General features: G+C 41.6%; 13 protein-coding genes. 4 read left to right on the top strand and 9 right to left on the bottom strand.

All coding sequences use genetic code 11. The features are described from left to right. Positions 1 to 22: 22 nt before the first annotated feature. From EBQ12_RS08820 to EBQ12_RS08790, 7 genes are all read right to left on the bottom strand, one after another. Positions 23 to 766, bottom strand: a complete 744-nt coding sequence (locus EBQ12_RS08820; protein ID WP_234884898.1) for a (S)-benzoin forming benzil reductase — start codon at positions 764 to 766, stop codon at positions 23 to 25. Positions 767 to 863: 97 nt separating this feature from the next. Beyond that, a complete protein-coding gene (gene essA / locus EBQ12_RS08815) occupies positions 864 to 1,361 on the bottom strand; it encodes a type VII secretion protein EssA (protein ID WP_125589718.1) in 498 nt (165 codons plus the stop codon). Further along, positions 1,342 to 4,251 carry a type VII secretion protein EsaA gene (gene esaA, locus EBQ12_RS08810; RefSeq protein WP_125589715.1) on the bottom strand — a complete coding sequence of 970 codons (2,910 nt, stop codon included), beginning with the start codon at positions 4,249 to 4,251 and terminating at the stop codon, positions 1,342 to 1,344. The genes essA and esaA overlap by 20 nt, the downstream gene beginning before the upstream one ends. After that, positions 4,248 to 8,723 (bottom strand): type VII secretion protein EssC, encoded by a 4,476-nt coding sequence (gene essC, locus EBQ12_RS08805; protein ID WP_060832604.1) that lies wholly within the window; start codon positions 8,721 to 8,723, stop codon positions 4,248 to 4,250. The genes esaA and essC overlap by 4 nt, the downstream gene beginning before the upstream one ends. A 51-nt stretch (positions 8,724 to 8,774) precedes the next feature. Then, positions 8,775 to 10,088, bottom strand: coding sequence for a type VII secretion protein EssB (gene essB / locus EBQ12_RS08800; protein WP_007500453.1), 1,314 nt, complete (start codon positions 10,086 to 10,088; stop codon positions 8,775 to 8,777). 14 nt (positions 10,089 to 10,102) lie between these two features. Then, positions 10,103 to 10,342: an ESX secretion system protein YukD gene (gene yukD, locus EBQ12_RS08795; RefSeq protein WP_008345897.1), complete on the bottom strand. Its 240-nt coding sequence runs from the start codon at positions 10,340 to 10,342 to the stop codon at positions 10,103 to 10,105. A gap of 95 nt (positions 10,343 to 10,437) precedes the next feature. Then, complete coding sequence (locus tag EBQ12_RS08790; protein ID WP_003213769.1) at positions 10,438 to 10,731, bottom strand: WXG100 family type VII secretion target; 294 nt, start codon at positions 10,729 to 10,731, stop codon at positions 10,438 to 10,440. A 407-nt stretch (positions 10,732 to 11,138) separates the two neighbouring features. On the opposite strand from EBQ12_RS08790, the gene EBQ12_RS08785 reads away from it, so the two are divergent. From EBQ12_RS08785 to EBQ12_RS08775, 3 genes are all read left to right on the top strand, one after another. Next, positions 11,139 to 12,368 (top strand): PucR family transcriptional regulator, encoded by a 1,230-nt coding sequence (locus EBQ12_RS08785; protein ID WP_007500450.1) that lies wholly within the window; start codon positions 11,139 to 11,141, stop codon positions 12,366 to 12,368. A 110-nt stretch (positions 12,369 to 12,478) separates the two neighbouring features. Beyond that, complete coding sequence (ald, locus tag EBQ12_RS08780; RefSeq protein ID WP_050826570.1) at positions 12,479 to 13,615, top strand: alanine dehydrogenase; 1,137 nt, start codon at positions 12,479 to 12,481, stop codon at positions 13,613 to 13,615. Positions 13,616 to 13,731: 116 nt separating this feature from the next. Continuing rightward, the gene (locus tag EBQ12_RS08775) at positions 13,732 to 14,328 is read left to right on the top strand and encodes a biotin transporter BioY (protein ID WP_008345905.1); all 597 of its coding nucleotides are present in this window, start codon (positions 13,732 to 13,734) and stop codon (positions 14,326 to 14,328) included. A gap of 47 nt (positions 14,329 to 14,375) precedes the next feature. On the opposite strand, the gene EBQ12_RS08770 is transcribed toward EBQ12_RS08775, so the two are convergent. Both EBQ12_RS08770 and EBQ12_RS08765 read right to left on the bottom strand, forming a co-directional pair. Beyond that, a complete protein-coding gene (locus tag EBQ12_RS08770; RefSeq protein WP_008345907.1) occupies positions 14,376 to 15,704 on the bottom strand; it encodes a Na+/H+ antiporter family protein in 1,329 nt (442 codons plus the stop codon). Positions 15,705 to 15,843: 139 nt separating this feature from the next. Then, complete coding sequence (locus tag EBQ12_RS08765) at positions 15,844 to 17,334, bottom strand: leucyl aminopeptidase (RefSeq protein WP_008346787.1); 1,491 nt, start codon at positions 17,332 to 17,334, stop codon at positions 15,844 to 15,846. A gap of 326 nt (positions 17,335 to 17,660) precedes the next feature. Here EBQ12_RS08765 and EBQ12_RS08760 point away from each other — a divergent pair, with 326 nt between their 5' ends. Further along, a complete protein-coding gene (locus EBQ12_RS08760) occupies positions 17,661 to 18,137 on the top strand; it encodes a divergent PAP2 family protein (RefSeq protein ID WP_024719744.1) in 477 nt (158 codons plus the stop codon). Positions 18,138 to 18,169: the final 32 nt, after the last annotated feature.

Genomic DNA, 18,169 nt, shown 5'->3' with positions numbered 1-18,169 from the left:
TACAATACGAAAAAAGCAGCCGTTATGACTGCTTTTTTTCATACTCACGGGCATCGTATACACAACCGCCAGCTGGGTCATCTGCTAGAAGGTCGAGTAAAATACCGGCCACTTCATCTGGGCTCTTTAGCGTACCTGTTTCATATAATTGCTGAAACCGTTCAATTTGTTCAAAGTCCTGTTTGGAGGATTTCCGAATCTCTCCCTGCATATCCGTATCAATCGTACCGGGTGAAAAGGAAAACGTGGTGACAGGATATGCTTCGTCCTGCTGTTCCTCATGTAAAGTCCTCATAAACATATCAAGCCCTGCTTTTGAGCTGCAATAGGCACTCCATCCTTTGTACGGATTTTTAGCTGCTCCAGAAGAAAGATGCACGATGGTTTTCTTCCCTTCAAGAGATTGTGTCTCCCTCACAAACACATGACTGAGCAAAACAGGGATGACAAGGTTCAGCGTATAATGCTGATGAAGCGTATCTTCTCCGCCTTGCCCTGCACGTTTGATAGGAGTGACCATTCCTGCATTATTGACAAGCAAGACGTCATCAGCGTCTGCGAGAGTTTGCGAGGACAAGATGCCCTGAAGCCACTTTGCAGCCGATTCCTCATCAGTGAGATCGACCTGTGAATGCGTGAGGTGTGGATGGGATAGTGGCGACTCACTTCTTGCAGCGGTATACACGTTATACCCGCGTGAAAGTAGCTGTTTGACAAGTGCTAAACCAAATCCTTTTGATCCGCCTGTGACGATTGAAATTCGAATGACAATCTCCTCCCTTGATAACACTATTTTAAATAGTGAATCGGTCTCACATCAAGCAATCTGCATAAAGAAAAACCTGCCCTTTTCAAAAGGCAGGCTATTTCTTTTCCGTCTTCACATTCACCTTTGGAATCAGAATGATCATGACAATGATGCCACAGGCGATCAAGATGCCAAAAATGATTGGTAGAAGCGCCGATCTCTGCTTTTCATGATCATCGCCAGAAGGCGTTGATACAGCCGAATCGCTGAAAGAGATATTCATCTCTTTCATCATACGAGCTGGCGTTTTAGGCGGATTGTCTTTCAGATCACTAAAAAGCTGCGGCGCAAGTTGACCACCAGAGGTCTTAGGCGGGTCAGCAAAGTGAATGTCCGTTTTGACTTTAGATGTTGTTTTGCTTTGTTCGTATTTCGTTTGATCCCTCAATATACTCGAATTAATATTGAGGTTCTTTTCTTGATATTCATTCGGCTTGACATTCGTATCCGTATCTTCACCTGTAGCAGCAAAAGCAGCAGGACTGAGGAGAAAAAGGGATATGACACCAAGTGCCATCCCTTTGACGAATAGATTAAGCCTCATGAGTGACATCACGTTCCTCTGTTTTGTCTTTCCATAGCTTCTTCACTAGTGGAATGACCATGAACAATATCGTTAAAATCAATAGCCCTGTGATGCCCATACCAAAGTTGTCTCCATTTCCATATTGGATGGACAAATACACATCTGTCACTGGATTTGTAAAATGGAAGTTTGGCATGACCAAATCAATTAACGGTGCAACAAAGAAGAATATAAGCGCCGTTGCTGCCATCCATCCGGCAATTGAACCGAAAAGGAAAGCTGTGCGAATAAAGGCAGAGCATGCCACTAGCAGCAAAATCGTAAAGATCGACCATTGAATGGCTTGGTCATCAGCTAGTTTGTAAATGTTGAGTCCAAACAGGCTGATCATGAGCCCGACTAGCAGATTTAAAATACCAAACAGTGCACCTTTGACCAGCATTGGCGCTGACGCATAGTACGAGCTAAAAAAGCCAATCAACAAACTGCTGATCATCACAATAACCAAAATGACTACTGGCGGTACAGTCTGCGTTTTTTCTTCTGGCACATCGCCGCTAATTTTCAGCGGATTGGCTAAATGGTTATACACATAGTTGCTGTTGCCTTGATCGTCTAAAGTGTTGCCTAAAATACCCTTTAAATCTTGTTGAACAAGCTTCGTAGAATTGACATTCTTACTCCAGTTTTCGTTCAGCGTATCTGCTTTTTCTTGAACGGTTGTGACACTTTCTTCAATATTATTCGTATAATCGGCCACCCCTTTTTGGCGGTCGGTTAACGAACTCATATTTTCAGAAAGACGAAGCACTTCCTGACCAATTGAATCCTGTGCACTCACAACAATCGAACTGCCCGCAAGGTCTGCCGTATACACCGCATCTCCTTGATCAGCCATTTGTTCAGCTACATTGTCCGCACTTTCAGAAATGGCATTTAATTCCTGTTCCATGCTTGCCTGCTGAGTCGAAATGTATTCTGCGTAGCCATCTGAGAACTTTTGCATCTCATCAATAAAGGTAGACACATCATCATTTGACGTCAGCATTTGATTTTTGAGTGTATCCCAGTTTTCCGTTTCTTCTTTTTTGATGGAAAGGATGGACTGGATTTCATCTGGTTTAGTGTCAATCAAAGAAGATGTATTCTTCTGTGTGTAGAAGCTGTTAAGTAATGCTTCATACTGTGCTAATTCATTTGAATACTTTAATAATTCAGATGCGTCTTCTGAATTTGTATCGAAATCCCTAAGTTTATCCATTTTTGATGTATATTGATTTAATGGAGATTGAGTTGTTTCTATTCGTTCTAATTTTCTTGTAATGGAAGATTCTTGTTTGATAATGAACTTCTTTATATCACTTATGTTTTTATTGTTGCTAGTTTCTATTCTTATTATTTTTTCTTCTAGTTTGTCTATTTTATCTGTTAAAGATTTTAGTTCTTTACTCAAAAGATCGACTTTTCCTTGTAATTGATCATTATGAGCTTTGGTTTTCTCCTCGATATTCTTTTTCACTTCTTCTAATTTTAGAGACAGTGCTTTTAGTTGCTCTTTTGATTGAACTGACGTTGATTTGGTTTCCCCAGTTTGGTCTGGATTTTCTCCACCATTTTCTGGAGTAGGTGTCGTTTCTTCATTTCCTGACAACTCATCTGCCACTTGATTTATTTCTGTTGAGATTTCAGTTAATTCCTTCGTCTCTTCTTCAAGATCGATTTTCAAATCGTCTGACGAATCTTTTTGGTCTTCATCTTGATTATTCGAATCCTCATTCGGATCCTCTTTCGGTTTCTCTGCTTCACGCAATGCCTTTCTTGAAGCTTTCAATTGCTCTTGCAACGGAGTAATTTTATCCCCTATGTATGCAAGATATTGAGCTTCATAACCTCTAATCAGCTCTTCCTGGGACTCCTGAACAAGTTTCGTTAATCCCCTTGATTGATCAGGAATGGCGTCTTCTCTTGCCTTTTGAACAGATTGAATCGCACTGTCCGTTGTTTTAAGCTGACTTTGGACCCCATTGATATCGGTTTTGAGTCCGCCCATTTGATCGCTAAAGCTGCGGGCATTTTGGTTTTGAATCTCCGCAAGCTGTTTGAGTCCTTGCTGGATTTGTTTTTTACTTGTCGATTGCGCTTTGATCAAGAGATCCTTTTGTTTGTCTTGATACTGCTGATATTGATCGACTACTTTTACGAAATCCTTCAGCTGGCTTTTCGCTTCTTCTGTTGTACTTAAACCGTCTTTATACTGTTTTTGTGAGTCGGCCATCGCATTTTTTAGTTCTTCTATTTGTTTCTTCTGCTGCTGGACGGCATCAGATAGTTTGTTTGAATTTGGCTTATAGAAGTTGTACATCGTGTTTTGGAATTCGACCTCTTTACCAACAATATGCTCAAACTCTTCTCTGACATTGCCGATTTCCTGTGATACAAAACTCCAATATAAAGTCGACATTTGTTCATTCATTTTCTTTTGAGCATTTTCTAGCTCTCTTTGTACTTTTTCTTTATTCACTGCATTGAGCTGATCTTGGATTGAGAATTGGATAGATGCCTTCTCTGGATGATCCTTATCATAGCTCAGCACATTTTTAGAGAAGTCAGATGGAATATAGAGAACTGCATCGTACTTTCTATTTTTCAGGCCATTTTCTGCCGCACTTCGATTGACGACTGTCCATGTGTAATCTGGACGCTCTGATAATGCCGCCACCACATCCTGTCCAAAACGAGCGGTATTTTCACTTTCGCTCGCCCCCATATCTTCATTGACCACGGCAATGTTACGTGTGGCATTCTTTTTCTGTTTTGCCGGATCATCCCCAATGAGATGGAAAAATAGAACCGGCAAGACGAGAATCAGTATCATGGTCGACACGATTTTGATGGAGCTTTTTTGCTGCTCTGTCATTGAACACTCTTCCTTTCTACCGCACATAAAGGAACCTGGATTTTCTTCTCTTTCCCGTTTTCAACCAAATATCCGAATCCTGGCTGAATCTCTGGTTCTTGTCTTGCATACGGAAGCGGTATGATGTTTTGCTCTGATTTTTTCATCAGTAACATGGCATGACGAACTTGTTTGATTTCGTTTGTGAGTGCATCATAGCCTTTACTGAATTCGGTATGATTTCCTGACGCGATCAGGCTAAAGCCTAAGTGTGCATATGACTTCATGAAATCAGCCAATTGATCTTGAAGACGTGGATCGATTGTCTGCTGAAAACGCGTAATGCCATCAATCACAAGCACAATTTGAGAGAACGACAACTGATCAGTCTCTCCCCGGCGCACAGCTTCGACGTACATCTCTTCACGCACCTTGAATAAACGATCTATTTCCTCTGCCCATTCTGTGATATCATCCTTTGTTTCAAGGTAATCAATGTTCTCTTCTTTTGCATAATGAGAGAGCCCCCGATCAATCGAATCAAAGACGGCCAGCTTCTCAGGTTTTGCTACTAATAGCTGATCAAGCATTAGTTTGGTCACATTTGTTTTCCCTCGCTGCGTTTGACCGATGATGAGGCAGTGTTTATTCTTCTTCAAGTCAAAGTAAACAGGTGCAACAGATTCCTCATCTAGTCCGACTGGAATGTCATACGGCTGTTTTTGTTCTTCTAAGCGACTCTCTAGCTCCCAAATGGTCAGCTTATCAGGAAGCATTGGTACAGGTTTTGGTTTTTCAGCTGATTCAAAGCGAGCATCTAGAAGCTGGATCTCTTGTTTTAAATGCTCAAACAATTCGAGATCGTTCTCTCCTTCAACTGGTAGGAACATTTGTGCAAAGTAAAGCTCTTCTTTGTTGATAATGACTCGTCCTGGAATCGGCTCTAAGCTGAATTTCGGTCTGCCAATAATGGAGTATGCCTCTCCTTGATCCATTAAGTAATGGACAATCTTTGTTTTCAAGTTGTTCATAAGAGATTGACGGACTGCGTTGACACGAGTCGCTGTGATTAAGAAATAAATGCCTAACGACTGTCCATCACGGCTTAACTGAATAAATTCAGATTCGAGTTCATGCATTTCGTCTTTCACAATGTCAAAGTTGTCAATCACGATAAATATGAATGGAAGCTTTTTCTCATTCAGCGCATTGTACATTTTGATATGACTCATTTCCTGCTGTCTAAATAAACGCTTGCGATATTCAACCTCTTCACGAAGACGCTTCATCGACTTTTGAATCTTTCTCATTTGATCCATTAAGAAATAATCAGCCGTATGCGGAAGTTTGGCAAGCGGTAGCAAGGTGCCGTTACCGAAGTCATAAATATATGCATGCCATTCTTCAGGTGAATATCTTTCTGCGAAGCTCATGAGCAGTGTTGTTGCAGCAAGTGATTTGCCGTAGCCGGATGAACCGAAGATGCCAATATTTCCATCCTCCATCATTTGATAAGAAAGTGGATGCTGGCTTTGCTGATCTGGCTCATCGACAAGAGCGAAATGGAAGACGTGCTCCTCACTTGATGCATAACGTGTTTTTGGAATCCGCTCTTCAAGCGGTGGAAGCCATGGACTCGGAAGCTTTTCAATTCCAAGCTCTTGCTGCATACGTTCAATTTCATCCACAACAGCGGAAATTTCCGTCACTGTCTCTTTTTTCACAGCCGGCTCTGTACTTACCCCTGATAATGGGATCAGTCCAGTGTCCGTTACAATGGCGATGTCATCTTCTGATCCGTAGCCATCTTCCATATACGGTGCACCACTCCAAGCCGATTGGAATAATTCATAGATTTCATTGTTCCCCACTTGCAAATATCCACGACCTGTCACGGTTATCGACGCGGCATCACTATTTTTCAAAATTTCCTTACTGTCTGATGCATCTTGTACCTTTAATGCGACTTTAAAGCGGGAGTTACTCCAAATTTGATCATCAATGACCCCGCCAGGCTTTTGTGTCGCCAAAATGAGATGGACACCGAGACTTCGTCCAATCCGCGCGGCACTGACAAGCTCTCTAATAAAATCTGGCTCTTCACTTTTTAATTCAGCAAACTCATCAGAGATTAAGAACAAATGAGGCATCGCCTGTTCCGCCTTTTTCTCTTTATAGAGTTTCGTATAGTCATTGATATGATTCACATGATACTGATCAAACAAGCGCTGTCTTTTCTTCAGTTCACTTTTAATAGAGGCAAGCGCTCTTTCACTAAAGTTTTTGCTGCCTTCAATGTTTGTGATCGTACCAAGTAAGTGCGGAATATTTCGGAACGGCTGCGCCATTCCGCCCCCTTTGTAATCAATGAGCAGGAACGCCACTTCATGCGGGTGAAAGTGTACAGCCAAGGATAAAATATACGTCTGTAAAAACTCACTTTTTCCTGATCCCGTTGTTCCTGCTAATAGACCATGTGGGCCATGTGCTTTTTCATGCAGATTCAGATCGACAATATCATTTTTTCCTTTATAACCAATAGGCACAGATAATGACTTTGCTGTTTCAGATGTCAGCCATTTTTCACGAATGCCAATGTCATCTACCTGTTTGGCATGAAACAGATCAAGGAAGGAGACCGTTTCTGGAATCGAGTTGGTCATCCCGACTTGATGATCTAATGTTCTTAAGGTTCTGGCAAACAGCTCATTGTCCGCTCGCTCATGTGCATCCAGCTGAAATGGAATTCGTACAGCCTTCTTATGCTGAATGAGAATATCTCCTTCTTCTTCGTTAATGTAACGAACAAGCGTTGAAATATTTTCTGCCAAGCTTTCCTTTGTTTCTGCCGCAAAGATAATTGAGATGCCTAAATCCGTCCGGCTGCCTTCTAGGTATTCTAAAATCACGTGTTCCGCAATGAGTTCATGGTTTGTCACGATAAACACAAAGTGAGGCGTAAATATTTTTTTCTCTTTTTCCTCTTCCAGATCACGCTCTCGCAAAATTTCATAAATAGAAGACAAGAGCTGATCACGTGTTTGTTCGTTGTATATAAACCCTTTCCCGTATGTATGAGGAAGTTGGAAGTGCGGCAGCCATTTCATCCATTCCCAGTTCTCATACTCCTGTTCATTAAAGATAAAAACAAATCTCAAATCATGATAGCTGTGCGAGAAAGCAAGCTGACCGACAAGCTGGTGAAGTTCATTTTTGACAATTGCCGGTTTTCCTATTAATCCGGTTGGACCGTCCGCAAGACCGAACGTAATCGGTACATCTTTTACCTCGCGATAGACGCTTTGCATATGCTGTGTTTGTTCCATTAAGTCATCGATGTCACGATTGGCCATATCGCCGCCGCTCGTCGATAATTCATAACTTGAAGGAACTGCACCTGTCCCTAGACGCAACTGTAAAAAATCATCACTGACAAGCGTCTTTTCCCAAATACGCCCGCTGATTTCTGACGTCAAATATTTCATTTGTTCAAAAGACGGATAATGATACGTTAAAATAAATTGTTGACGGTCATACAGCTCTTGCAGCTCTTTCCGCTTATTTTCTAAGTAAAGAGAGTAAACGCGTTGCCGCTTCTCTTCTCGTCTTTTGCGCTGTGATTTCTCTTTAAAATATTGAACAGACGAAGTAATTAACGTCATAATAAACATCGCCATCGACACGACAATAAAGATACCTCGCGGCTGTACAAGGGCCACGATCCCCATGACAATCAGCATGACAAGCGGCGGAAGAACCACGAGCCAAAGTCCTCTGCCGTTATTTTCACTCTCCTGTGAAGGAAAGCTGAAAGACACCCGGTCATCTGGCAGATCGTAAATCAAACGTGGTGTTCGTCTATATAAAGGATATTTTTGTTTCGTTTCGGTACTCGGCGGCCTTGTTTTTTCTAAACGTGTTTGAAATGATTCAAATGCTATTACTTGCAATAAATCATCATCTTTCAATGACAGCGTCAAAAAGTTCCAAAACAGCTCATCTCCAGCAAGAAGCTGCTGTGGACCGTGCAGCTGTTTCCCGTTCACATAGATCGTTTCATCTTGGGGAATCACATACCAAGCGCCTTCTATTTTTTCCAACGTGAAGGATTTGGCATTTTGAAACATTGAATGGGCTTCTTCTTTCCACACATCCGCTTCATCTATTTCTTCACTTGAAATAGTCACTTCGACTCTATTTCCTAGGTAATAAATGGTTTGATCATGATGTGAATCCATCAACATGAGTGTGAGTGAACCAACCTGATATGGTTCATGTGGAAGTAAGTGACCTTTCTTTTTTTCGCCCTGATAAAGAGAAAAGCCGTCATTCGTTTCATCTGGAGATAAACGAATCAATCCTTCATCAAACGAAAGGGAAGGAATCGTTACTGTATGCTCTATTTCAGGTCCAATCACAGCTTCCCGGTTGAACTGCTCATCTAAACGGACGGTTTGATAATCTTCTTCATAAAAAACCCATAGAAGACTCAAACGCTCCACCTCCTCATCGGACAGCACCAACTGTCAGTTGTATCGAAAGAATTATTTTTTCTCATCTTTTTTCGTCTGAGAGGTTTTCTTTTTTGCATCAGATTCTTTCTCTTTTTTCTCCTGATCGGCTTTTGACTGCTCTTTTTGTTCAGCTGTTTCATCTGTTTGGCTTGCATCTGAGGAGTCATTGGTGCTCGTCTCCGTTGTTTCTTTTTCTTCATACTTCGCCATTTCCTTAATGATTGGATCTAGCTGTTTTTGTTTTTCTTCAGCAGATAGGCTGTCGTCATTTTGAATTTCATTGCGGTAGGCGACGAGTGCTGTGAATATGTATCGGTCGTCCCCGAGCACCCTTGCAATATCCAGAGCTTCCTTGCTATTGCCTTGTCCAATATGAATCCAGAACAGGAAGTATTGCGGGTCTGTCTGCAATGTGTACGTATCCGTGATTTCTTTTTTGTGCTGGTCAAGCAATAGATTCCCTTGATTCGTTTGCACATACGAAATGGCCAGTTCATATTGAAGAGAGACTGGCATTTGATCGGCTTTGTATTTTTCGAGCGTATCCACCACTTGGCTGTACTGTTTGTTGAGATAATATTTGTTCGCTTCCACATACGCTTCTTGTTTCGGCATGGCGAAAAAGAACGTGTAAATGGTATACACCAATGCAGGAATCAAAAGAACAAGGAGACCAAGTCCAATGTATCGTTCAATCTTCCATTTCTTTTTTGGAATGGTTAAGAGCGTCTTTTCTTTTGCTTCGATGGCTTCTATTTTTTGTTGAATCAAAGCAGACAATTCTTCCAGTGACTGTGTATCACTTATTTCCTTTGCCTGCTCAGATAATTTCAACGTATCATGATAAGCCAAATATTCTTGAAACTGATATTCATGGTCCACCACTCGAAGAATGACGGCTTTGACCTCTTTTAACAAACGTTGTTGGTCGGTTTCATATGGCGGGATGCTTTCTTTGACCCCGTAATGCAAAAATGCAGGCGCTAAGCCTTGATGAAAAACAATGTTTTCAGGAGAAACAATAGGATGCAGCCGCTTCACGTCGTGTTTGCACACTGCATCGACAAGCTGGTATGAAAAAATCCATTTGCTTTTTTCATCCTTTGCATGGATGAAACGAAATTCCTGATAGGCAGGAGGCGGTTGAATCGAAATGATGACCTCACCTTCGGTTAATTGGATCTCTTTTTTAAATGAAGGATTGATGTCTTTAATCGGTGCCGCTTCTAAACCGTCTAAGAGTTTAATTGTCTCTCTTTGAAAAATGAAGGTGTAAGTGCCTTCCTCTTTTTTCATGACTGCTTCTAATTGTTCTTCTAAATAGGAACTCTTTTTATCTGCCATTTACAAAAGTCCTTTCATAGTATTTCCAGCCTGTCTCCTGTGGTGATTCCACAGTCTGACAGCTTATATTCGCCTGAAAACACAGCTTTCTTATTGACTACACGCACCCATCCGCCATCTCGTTTAGGTAGTGAGATTTGTTTTGCCTGCCAGGCGATATGGATGACTTGTTTAATATGTAAATAATTTGATAGTCTCAAATCAAACACACTGCCATCATAGTTTTTTAAGTCGATGGTAATATCGATATACACAAATTTCCACCTCACAAAATAGAAAGAGCGCCGGCATCAACTGACAGACTCGGCGCTTTTTCTGCTTTTCACACTTAGAAAGGAAATCCCTTTGATTAGCCGCGGATTTGGCTAGCGATGTCTTGGTCAGTGCTTTCAAGTGTATTTGCAGTTTGATCAAGCTGATTGCTGACATCTGTTAATAGATCAGACATTTTAATGAATGAAGGTTTAAGCTGTTCGTATTGATCAGCGAATGCTTCACTAGAAGCACCTTCCCACATTCCTTTTAGGTCAGAGATCATTCTATTTAGACGATCAACTTGGTTTAACACTTCTTGACTTTCAACACCATATTGCTTAGCGGTCGCTCTTAGTTCTTCTGGGGTTACGCGAATAATTCCTGACATATTCCTCATTACCTCCCGTGCATAGCCGCCATATAATGGGCTAATCCACTTATTTTTTGACGTTATTATTATAAAAACAGAAATGATACACAGTCAAACAAATCTGTTTTTATTTTACAAAATGAGTCTATAGAATTACTGTTTTTTCGCTCTTTATCTAGTATTTAACAATTTTTTGGTCATATATTCTTAATAAAAGGGCGTGCACTTCGATGAATCTTTCCGCCTATTGATTTTTTACTACATTATTATTGTACTATTTCTTTTTGTGATCAACGCATGACCAATGTGCTCATTTCTCAAGCTTTTTGTTTTTTTAATGATTATGGCATTTTCTTGTTGATTTACGTACCTGATTCTCTTCATAATGTAAGTACGTGAAATATTCGAAAAAGCAGGGGTTTTTTATGACAAAAAAGACAGATCCATTTAAGTATAGCCTTGATCGTTTAGAGGATGTGGCAGACCAAATTAGTGATGTGCTCAATTGCCCTATTACTATAGAAGATACTCATCATCGATTACTAGCCTATAGCACACATAATGATTTCACTGATCCCGCCAGAACTTCAACCATTATCTCCCGCCGTGTACCGGAAAAAGTCATTAACCGGCTTTGGAAAGACGGTATCATTCCTACACTCCTTAAAACAGATGAACCGCTTCGCGTACCTCAAATTGCAGAAGTCGGTCTATCCAGCAGGGTTGCCATTTCCATATGGAAAGACAAAGAGGTGCTCGGCTTTATCTGGGCAATTGAATCCACGCAGCCTTTTTCAGATGAAGAAATGGACCTTCTCAAGATGGCAGCACATGCCGTGAAAAACAAATTACTCAATTTACAAATTCGAAAAACGAAAACAGAAGAACGCAATCAGGAGCTATTTTGGAAGATGCTCACAGGACATATTCATGAAAAGGATGAGATGCTTGATCTCTTCTTGAGACTTGGGATGAGGTGTCCAGACACGTATGCCATTATTATCTTTCGCCTTCGTGATGAACTGACAGAAGATACGGAAAAGAAGCTCTCCTATCTACTTGAAACAACGCAGCAAGTGCAGGTGCTTTTAACGACTGTTGATTTTAACGAATTCATTATTCTTGTCTCGCCAAAAACAGAACATCCGCTTCAAGATATTAAACAATTCACAAGCGGCATGCTAAAGCAGTTGTCTGATCGGTATCAGCTCCATGACGTTCAGGCGGCCATTGGTGGAATTTACGATCACATTACTCATATTCAGCCATCCTATAAAGAAGCACTGGCCGTCTTAAAAACAAAAGAACGCTTTCCTGTGGAAACAGAACGTTTAAACAGCTTTTCTGAACTAGGTATTTATCAATACTTAGATGTGCTTGCAGAAAAAAGAAAGGGATCGTCTTATTCTAGTTACTCTTTATCAAAGCTTGAGGATTACGATCTCAGGCATCATTCCAACCTTGTCGAGACCCTTGAACGATTTATTGATTGTGACAGCAACGCCAATATCGCCGCAAAGCAGTTAAATATTCATATCAACACATTGAATTATAGACTGAAGCGGATTACGGACATTGCAGAAATTGATTTAAAAAACATGAATGAGAAAATGACTATTTATCTTGATATGAAGCTAAAAAACGTCCCTTTGTGAAATTTCACAAAGAGGCGTTTTTTAATTTTTTCATTCAACCGAAGAATTTTCTAAACTTTCAGGATACACTAGACATACAATATCAATAGATAAGCATAGGAGGAATTGATATGATCATCGGCATTCCGAAAGAGATTAAGAACAATGAAAACCGGGTCGCATTAACACCAGGAGCAGCATCTCAATTGCTTTCAGCTGGACACCAGATTTTAATCGAAACGAACGCTGGTTTTGGAAGCGGATTCACTGATGACGATTATGTATCTGTTGGTGCAGAGATTCTTGATCAAGCGAAAGATGTGTGGGCCTCTTCTGATATGATTATGAAGGTAAAAGAACCATTACCAGAAGAATATTCATATTTCAGAGAAGGTCTGATCTTATTTACGTACTTGCACCTTGCAGCAGAGCCCTCCTTGGCTGAAGCATTAAAACAAAAAGGTGTAACAGCCATTGCTTATGAAACGGTAACGGACGGAAAATCACTCCCTCTATTAACGCCAATGTCTGAAGTAGCAGGTAGAATGGCTGCTCAAATTGGTGCTCAATTTTTAGAAAAGCCAAAAGGCGGAAAAGGCATTTTGCTCGCCGGCGTGCCAGGAGTATCGAGAGGGAAAGTCACCATTATTGGCGGCGGTGTCGTTGGAACAAATGCAGCGAAAATGGCGATCGGACTTGGCGCAGATGTCACCCTTATTGATGTAAATGCGGAACGATTACGTCAGCTGGACGATCAGTTTGGTCACCAAATGAAAACGTTAATGTCTAATCCTGTTAACATTGCAGATTCAGTGAGCGAGGCAGACCTGCTCATTTGTGCGGTTCTCATCCCAGGTGCCAAAGCTCCAACCCTTGTCACAGAAGAAATGGTGAAACAAATGAAGCCTGGTTCTGTCATTGTCGATGTAGCCATTGACCAAGGCGGGATTGTGGAAACAATCGATCATATTACAACACATGATCAGCCTACTTATGAAAAGCACGGCATTTTACATTATGCTGTTGCCAATATGCCAGGAGCGGTTCCGAGAACATCGACAGTTGCTTTAACAAACGTCACGGTCCCATACGCACTGCAGATTGCAAATAAAGGCGCTGCAAAAGCGATCAAAGAAAACAAGGCAATTGCTGAAGGCGTCAATGTGATGAACGGACATATCACCTATGAAGCTGTCGCTCGTGATCTCGGCTATGATTATGTGCCTGTTAGTAAAGCCCTTCAAACCTCTTCCATGACCGAAGCTTAATATCTAGCCCGCCCTTTTCAGGGGCGGGTTTTATTGTTAACCTAAAATAAAAATAAGTTGACAAAAGAACCTCTTCCCCTTAATCTATTTGTACAGATAAGACAGGGGGAAATATCATGCAAAAGAAGACAAGAACAGCTGACTTTGTGCTCGTCGGGATGTTTGCTGCACTCATGGCTATCGGAGCCAATATCACATCCATTGTGCCATTTTTACAGGTCGGCGGAATCCCACTTACGATGCAGCCGTTTTTTTGTGTGCTTGCTGGTCTTTTGTTGGGCAGACGACTTGGCGCATTGGCCATGATTGTCTATGCTCTTGTTGGGATCGCTGGTGCACCTGTATTCGCACAGTTCTCGGCGGGTCTCGGCGTTATTTTAGGAAAAAGCGGTGGCTTTGTGTTATCATACATTCCTGCTGCTTGGCTTGCCGGATTCATTCTTGAAAAAAGACAAAACCCTGGTTTTGGCCGCTTTTTATTTGCAGCCATTGCAGGAACGACCGTGATGTATGTGATCGGGACAACTTATACATACATCGCATTAAATGTATGGCTGAACGCACCAATCTCTTATCAAACTACATGGTTCTTCATGATTTGGTTTATGGTAAAAGACTATGCGCTGACCATCCTCCTTGCGATGCTGGCACCTAAAATTTATCGATCTGTTTCAAAAGCTACATCCTTTCGAAAAGAACAAACAGCTTCCTAACATCAGAAAAGGTTCCTTTACTCTAAGAGTAAGGAACCTTTTTTCATTTATAGCATAATTGCCGCAAGCCAGCCGAACAAGACGAGCGGGATATTATAAAAGGCGAATGTTGGGACACATGTACCCCAAATGTGGTGATGCTGTCCATCCATATTCAGTCCAGATGTTGGTCCGAGTGTACTGTCGCTTGCAGGTGAACCTGCATCTCCTACAGCCGCAGCTGAACCAATAATCGCAATAGTCGCCATTGGGCTGAACCCTAAGTGTAAACAAAGCGGTACAAAGATCGTCGTAATAATCGGAATCGTTGCAAATGATGAGCCAATGCCCATTGTCACTAGCAGACCCACCAGTAGCATTAAAATGGCCGCTAAGCTTTGGCTGTTTCCGATAAATTGAGAAGATGCCTTGACGAGAGATTCAATATCTCCTGTTTTCGTTAAAACATTGGCAAATCCAGCTGCAACAAGCATGACAAATCCGATAAATGCCATCATGTTCATGCCAGATGTAATCAGCGCATCTGCTTCATCACGTTTCATCATTCCCGTTACAAACAAGACAAGCAAGCCTGCAAGCGCACCGAAGATCATCCCTTCGACTCCAAGGCTTTGAGAGAGATATAACTGAACAATAAGTGATACAAGGATCGCAAGTCCAGCAAAGAATAAGCTCTTTTTTGTATATGCTGATTTTTCTACATCCGTAATGTCACGATTTTCATATGTTTTTGGCTTACGATATACAAAGAGTGAAACGATCAAGCCAAGAACCATGCCGCCTACAGGAATCAGCATCGCATACGGAATGTCTGCTAAATTCACTGTTAAACCTGCATCTTTCATGTTGTCACGAAGCATTCCGTGAAAAATCTGTCCAAAACCGACCGGAAGTAAAATATATGGTGCAGTAAGTCCGAAAGTCATCACACATGCTAGCAGTCTGCGGTCAATTTGAAGCTCGTTAAACACCTTTAATAATGGCGGGATTAAGACCGGAATAAAGGCAATATGAACAGGAACAACGTTTTGAGAAAAACAAGATACGATCAAAATGACCAGAATAATGAGCACTTTTGATAATGTTTTTCTTCTTGAATCGCCTTCTTTTCCAAGAAGCTTTACTGCTCCTTCGACCATGGCATCAGGAAGACCCGTTTTTGTCAATGCGGCTGCGAATGCACCTAATAGTGCGTAACTAATCGCCACTGTCGCATTTCCGCCAAGACCGTCAGTGAACGCTTGAACTGTTCCCCCTAGACCTAATCCACCTGCAAGTCCCCCCGCTAAAGCGCCAAGTGCCAGCGCAATCACGACATTGACCCGCAGCAAGCTTAATATCAACATTAAAACAACCGCTAAAACAACTGCATTCATGGTGAAACCTCCGAAATCCTTTAGTTTACTAATGTAGTAGATAATTAAAGTACCAACGTATGTTACCATAGAAAATTTACTTCGTCAAATGGCGTATGTCCTACATAAAAAGCTCTGCCAGTTGGCAGAGCTTCCGTCGTTATTTCTTCGGTTCAAATCGTTCCACAAATGTTGCTAATGATCTGACCATCACACCTGTTGCTCCTGTTGGACCAAAGCATGAAGGCTTTTCTGTCGTGGCTGTTCCTGCAATATCTAAGTGAACCCAAGGGGTGTCTTCAGCGAATTCCCCAATGAATGCACCTGCCATGATCGCATGACCATCACGACCTGGTGAGTTATTCAGATCAGCCATTTTGCTGTTTCTTACTCGTTTTTTATCTTTTTCGGTGATTGGCAGCTGCCAAATCATTTCCCCGCATTCTTCTGATGCCTCTTTAAACTGGGCATACAGTTCATCGTTATTGGTCATCACGCCTGTTGTTTCATTCCCAAGTGCCACAATGACACCGCCTGTTAATGTCGCAACATCCACAAGCACAGAGGCGCCATGCTGCTTCGCATAGGTCACACCATCTGCTAAAACAAGACGACCTTCTGCATCCGTGTTAAGCACTTCGATTGTTTTGCCGCTTAGTGAGACAATGACGTCATCTGGCTTCATCGCATCTGCTGAGACCATATTATCTGTTGAGGCGATGACCGCAATGACATTCTGCTCTGGACGAAGTTCACCGATGATTTCCATTGCGCCTAAAACAGAGGCTGAGCCACCCATATCAGTTTTCATCCCTACCATACTTGCTCTTGGCTTTAAGGAATACCCACCTGTATCATACGTAATGCCTTTACCGACAAGGCCGATGACGTCTGTCCATTCTTCCTTGCCTTGATATTTCAATACAATTAGCTTCGGTGGTTCTGTTGAGCCTCTATTAACGGCTAGAATACCACCCATTCCGAGCTCTTCCATTTGTTCTTTATCTAAAATTTCAATCTCGAATTCATATTTATAAGCAAGCTCTGCCGCATAGGATGCAAGATCAGAGGACGTAAGCATGTTCGGCGGCATATTCACAAGTGTACGAGCCGAATTGACCGATTGTCCGTAGACTTCGCCCACTTTCAAACTTGCCTGAATTTCGGCAGCATCATGATCCGTTGTTGCATAAACAAATTCGATAAAGCGATCCGGTTCATTCGTTTTATGTTTAAAATCTTGTAATTCATATGTAGCTAAAAGGCAGCTTTCAGAAAGGGCATGGGCTGCATCTTGAACAGGCAGATCCTTTCCTGTGAATGTATCAAGCAAAACCGAAACTGCTTGCTTTTTATCTTGATGAAGCTTTTTAAATAAATGCGCAAACACTTCCTTTGCCTCTTCAAACGTGTAATCTGACTCCTTCCCAAGCCCGACAAAATAAATACGTTTAATGCCGGTTTCAGGGGATGGGAAAAATTTCGAAAGCTGATTTCGCTTGGACGAAATATCGCCTTCTTTTAATAATTCAGTGATTCTTCCTCCATGTAACTCATCCATTTCTTTTGCTTTTCCTGATAATTGGCTCTTTTGAAAAAGTCCGATGGCCAGTGTATCTTTATGTTGCAACTCATTTGTCGAGAAAAACATATTTATCACACGCTCCTTCAATGAACTCCATATTTCACATTGGAACTTCTATTATATCAAAATTTATGTGCTGATACGATCATTGCCAGCCTGTCTTCCCTTGAAGAACATTTATATTTTGGCACGCGGAAGGGCATCATGAAAAAGCGGCAGCGATCCATAGCAGCCTATCCATGGTCTCCTCGTTCCACATCTACTTTCTTTAATGTTATAATGAACATGGACTTGGCAACAGTTCTTACTGCCATCATTTTTTTATCTTACTAGGGTAAATACTTTATCATTTTGCACGTTATTTTTTCTTAAAGAGAGGATGTTTCTTGTTCATGAGCGTACTGACGAATTTTCCGCTGCTTGCCAGCCTTGCAGCCATCTTTTTTGCACAATTTGTAAAAGTACCGATTCAATTTATCATTTCTAGACGACTAGATTGGTCGCTCATTACAAGCACAGGCGGAATGCCAAGTTCACACTCCGCAGCAGTAACGGCACTCTCAACAGCAGTTGCTTTAGAGCACGGGCTAGGAACATCTATTTTTGCCATTTCCGCCATCTTTGCCATTATTACGATGTTTGATGCGACAGGTGTTCGCAGACAGGCGGGAGAACAGGCAACTGTCCTGAACAAACTGGTCACAGATTTTAACCGGTTTGTTGCCGAGGCAAAGAACTTCCCAAGTGCGGAAGAAAAAGAGAAGCAAAAGAAATTGAAAGAGCTTCTTGGGCATAAGCCGATTGAAGTCTTCTTCGGCGGCTTAACAGGAATTTTGCTCACACTCATCTTAGATTATTACTTCATGTAGAAACGAAAAAGCTTTGGACCTTTTGAGATCCA

The organism is Bacillus sp. 2B09 (assembly GCF_003946835.1).
Lineage (GTDB): Bacteria > Bacillota > Bacilli > Bacillales > Bacillaceae > Bacillus > Bacillus altitudinis.
Note: the sequence above shows the minus strand (reverse complement) of the source record. Positions and strands in the feature narration are given on the sequence as shown.

Bases quoted from the DNA above. Each gene is read 5' to 3' on its own strand.
- essA (WP_125589718.1), bottom strand. From the start codon at position 1,361: ATGTCACTCATGAGGCTTAATCTATTCGTCAAAGGGATGGCACTTGGT.
- esaA (WP_125589715.1), bottom strand. From the start codon at position 4,251: ATGACAGAGCAGCAAAAAAGCTCCATCAAAATCGTGTCGACCATGATA.
- essB (WP_007500453.1), bottom strand. From the start codon at position 10,088: ATGGCAGATAAAAAGAGTTCCTATTTAGAAGAACAATTAGAAGCAGTC.
- EBQ12_RS08790 (WP_003213769.1), bottom strand. From the start codon at position 10,731: ATGTCAGGAATTATTCGCGTAACCCCAGAAGAACTAAGAGCGACCGCT.
- EBQ12_RS08785 (WP_007500450.1), top strand. From the start codon at position 11,139: ATGACAAAAAAGACAGATCCATTTAAGTATAGCCTTGATCGTTTAGAG.
- ald (WP_050826570.1), top strand. From the start codon at position 12,479: ATGATCATCGGCATTCCGAAAGAGATTAAGAACAATGAAAACCGGGTC.
- EBQ12_RS08775 (WP_008345905.1), top strand. From the start codon at position 13,732: ATGCAAAAGAAGACAAGAACAGCTGACTTTGTGCTCGTCGGGATGTTT.
- EBQ12_RS08770 (WP_008345907.1), bottom strand. From the start codon at position 15,704: ATGAATGCAGTTGTTTTAGCGGTTGTTTTAATGTTGATATTAAGCTTG.
- EBQ12_RS08765 (WP_008346787.1), bottom strand. From the start codon at position 17,334: ATGTTTTTCTCGACAAATGAGTTGCAACATAAAGATACACTGGCCATC.
- EBQ12_RS08760 (WP_024719744.1), top strand. From the start codon at position 17,661: ATGAGCGTACTGACGAATTTTCCGCTGCTTGCCAGCCTTGCAGCCATC.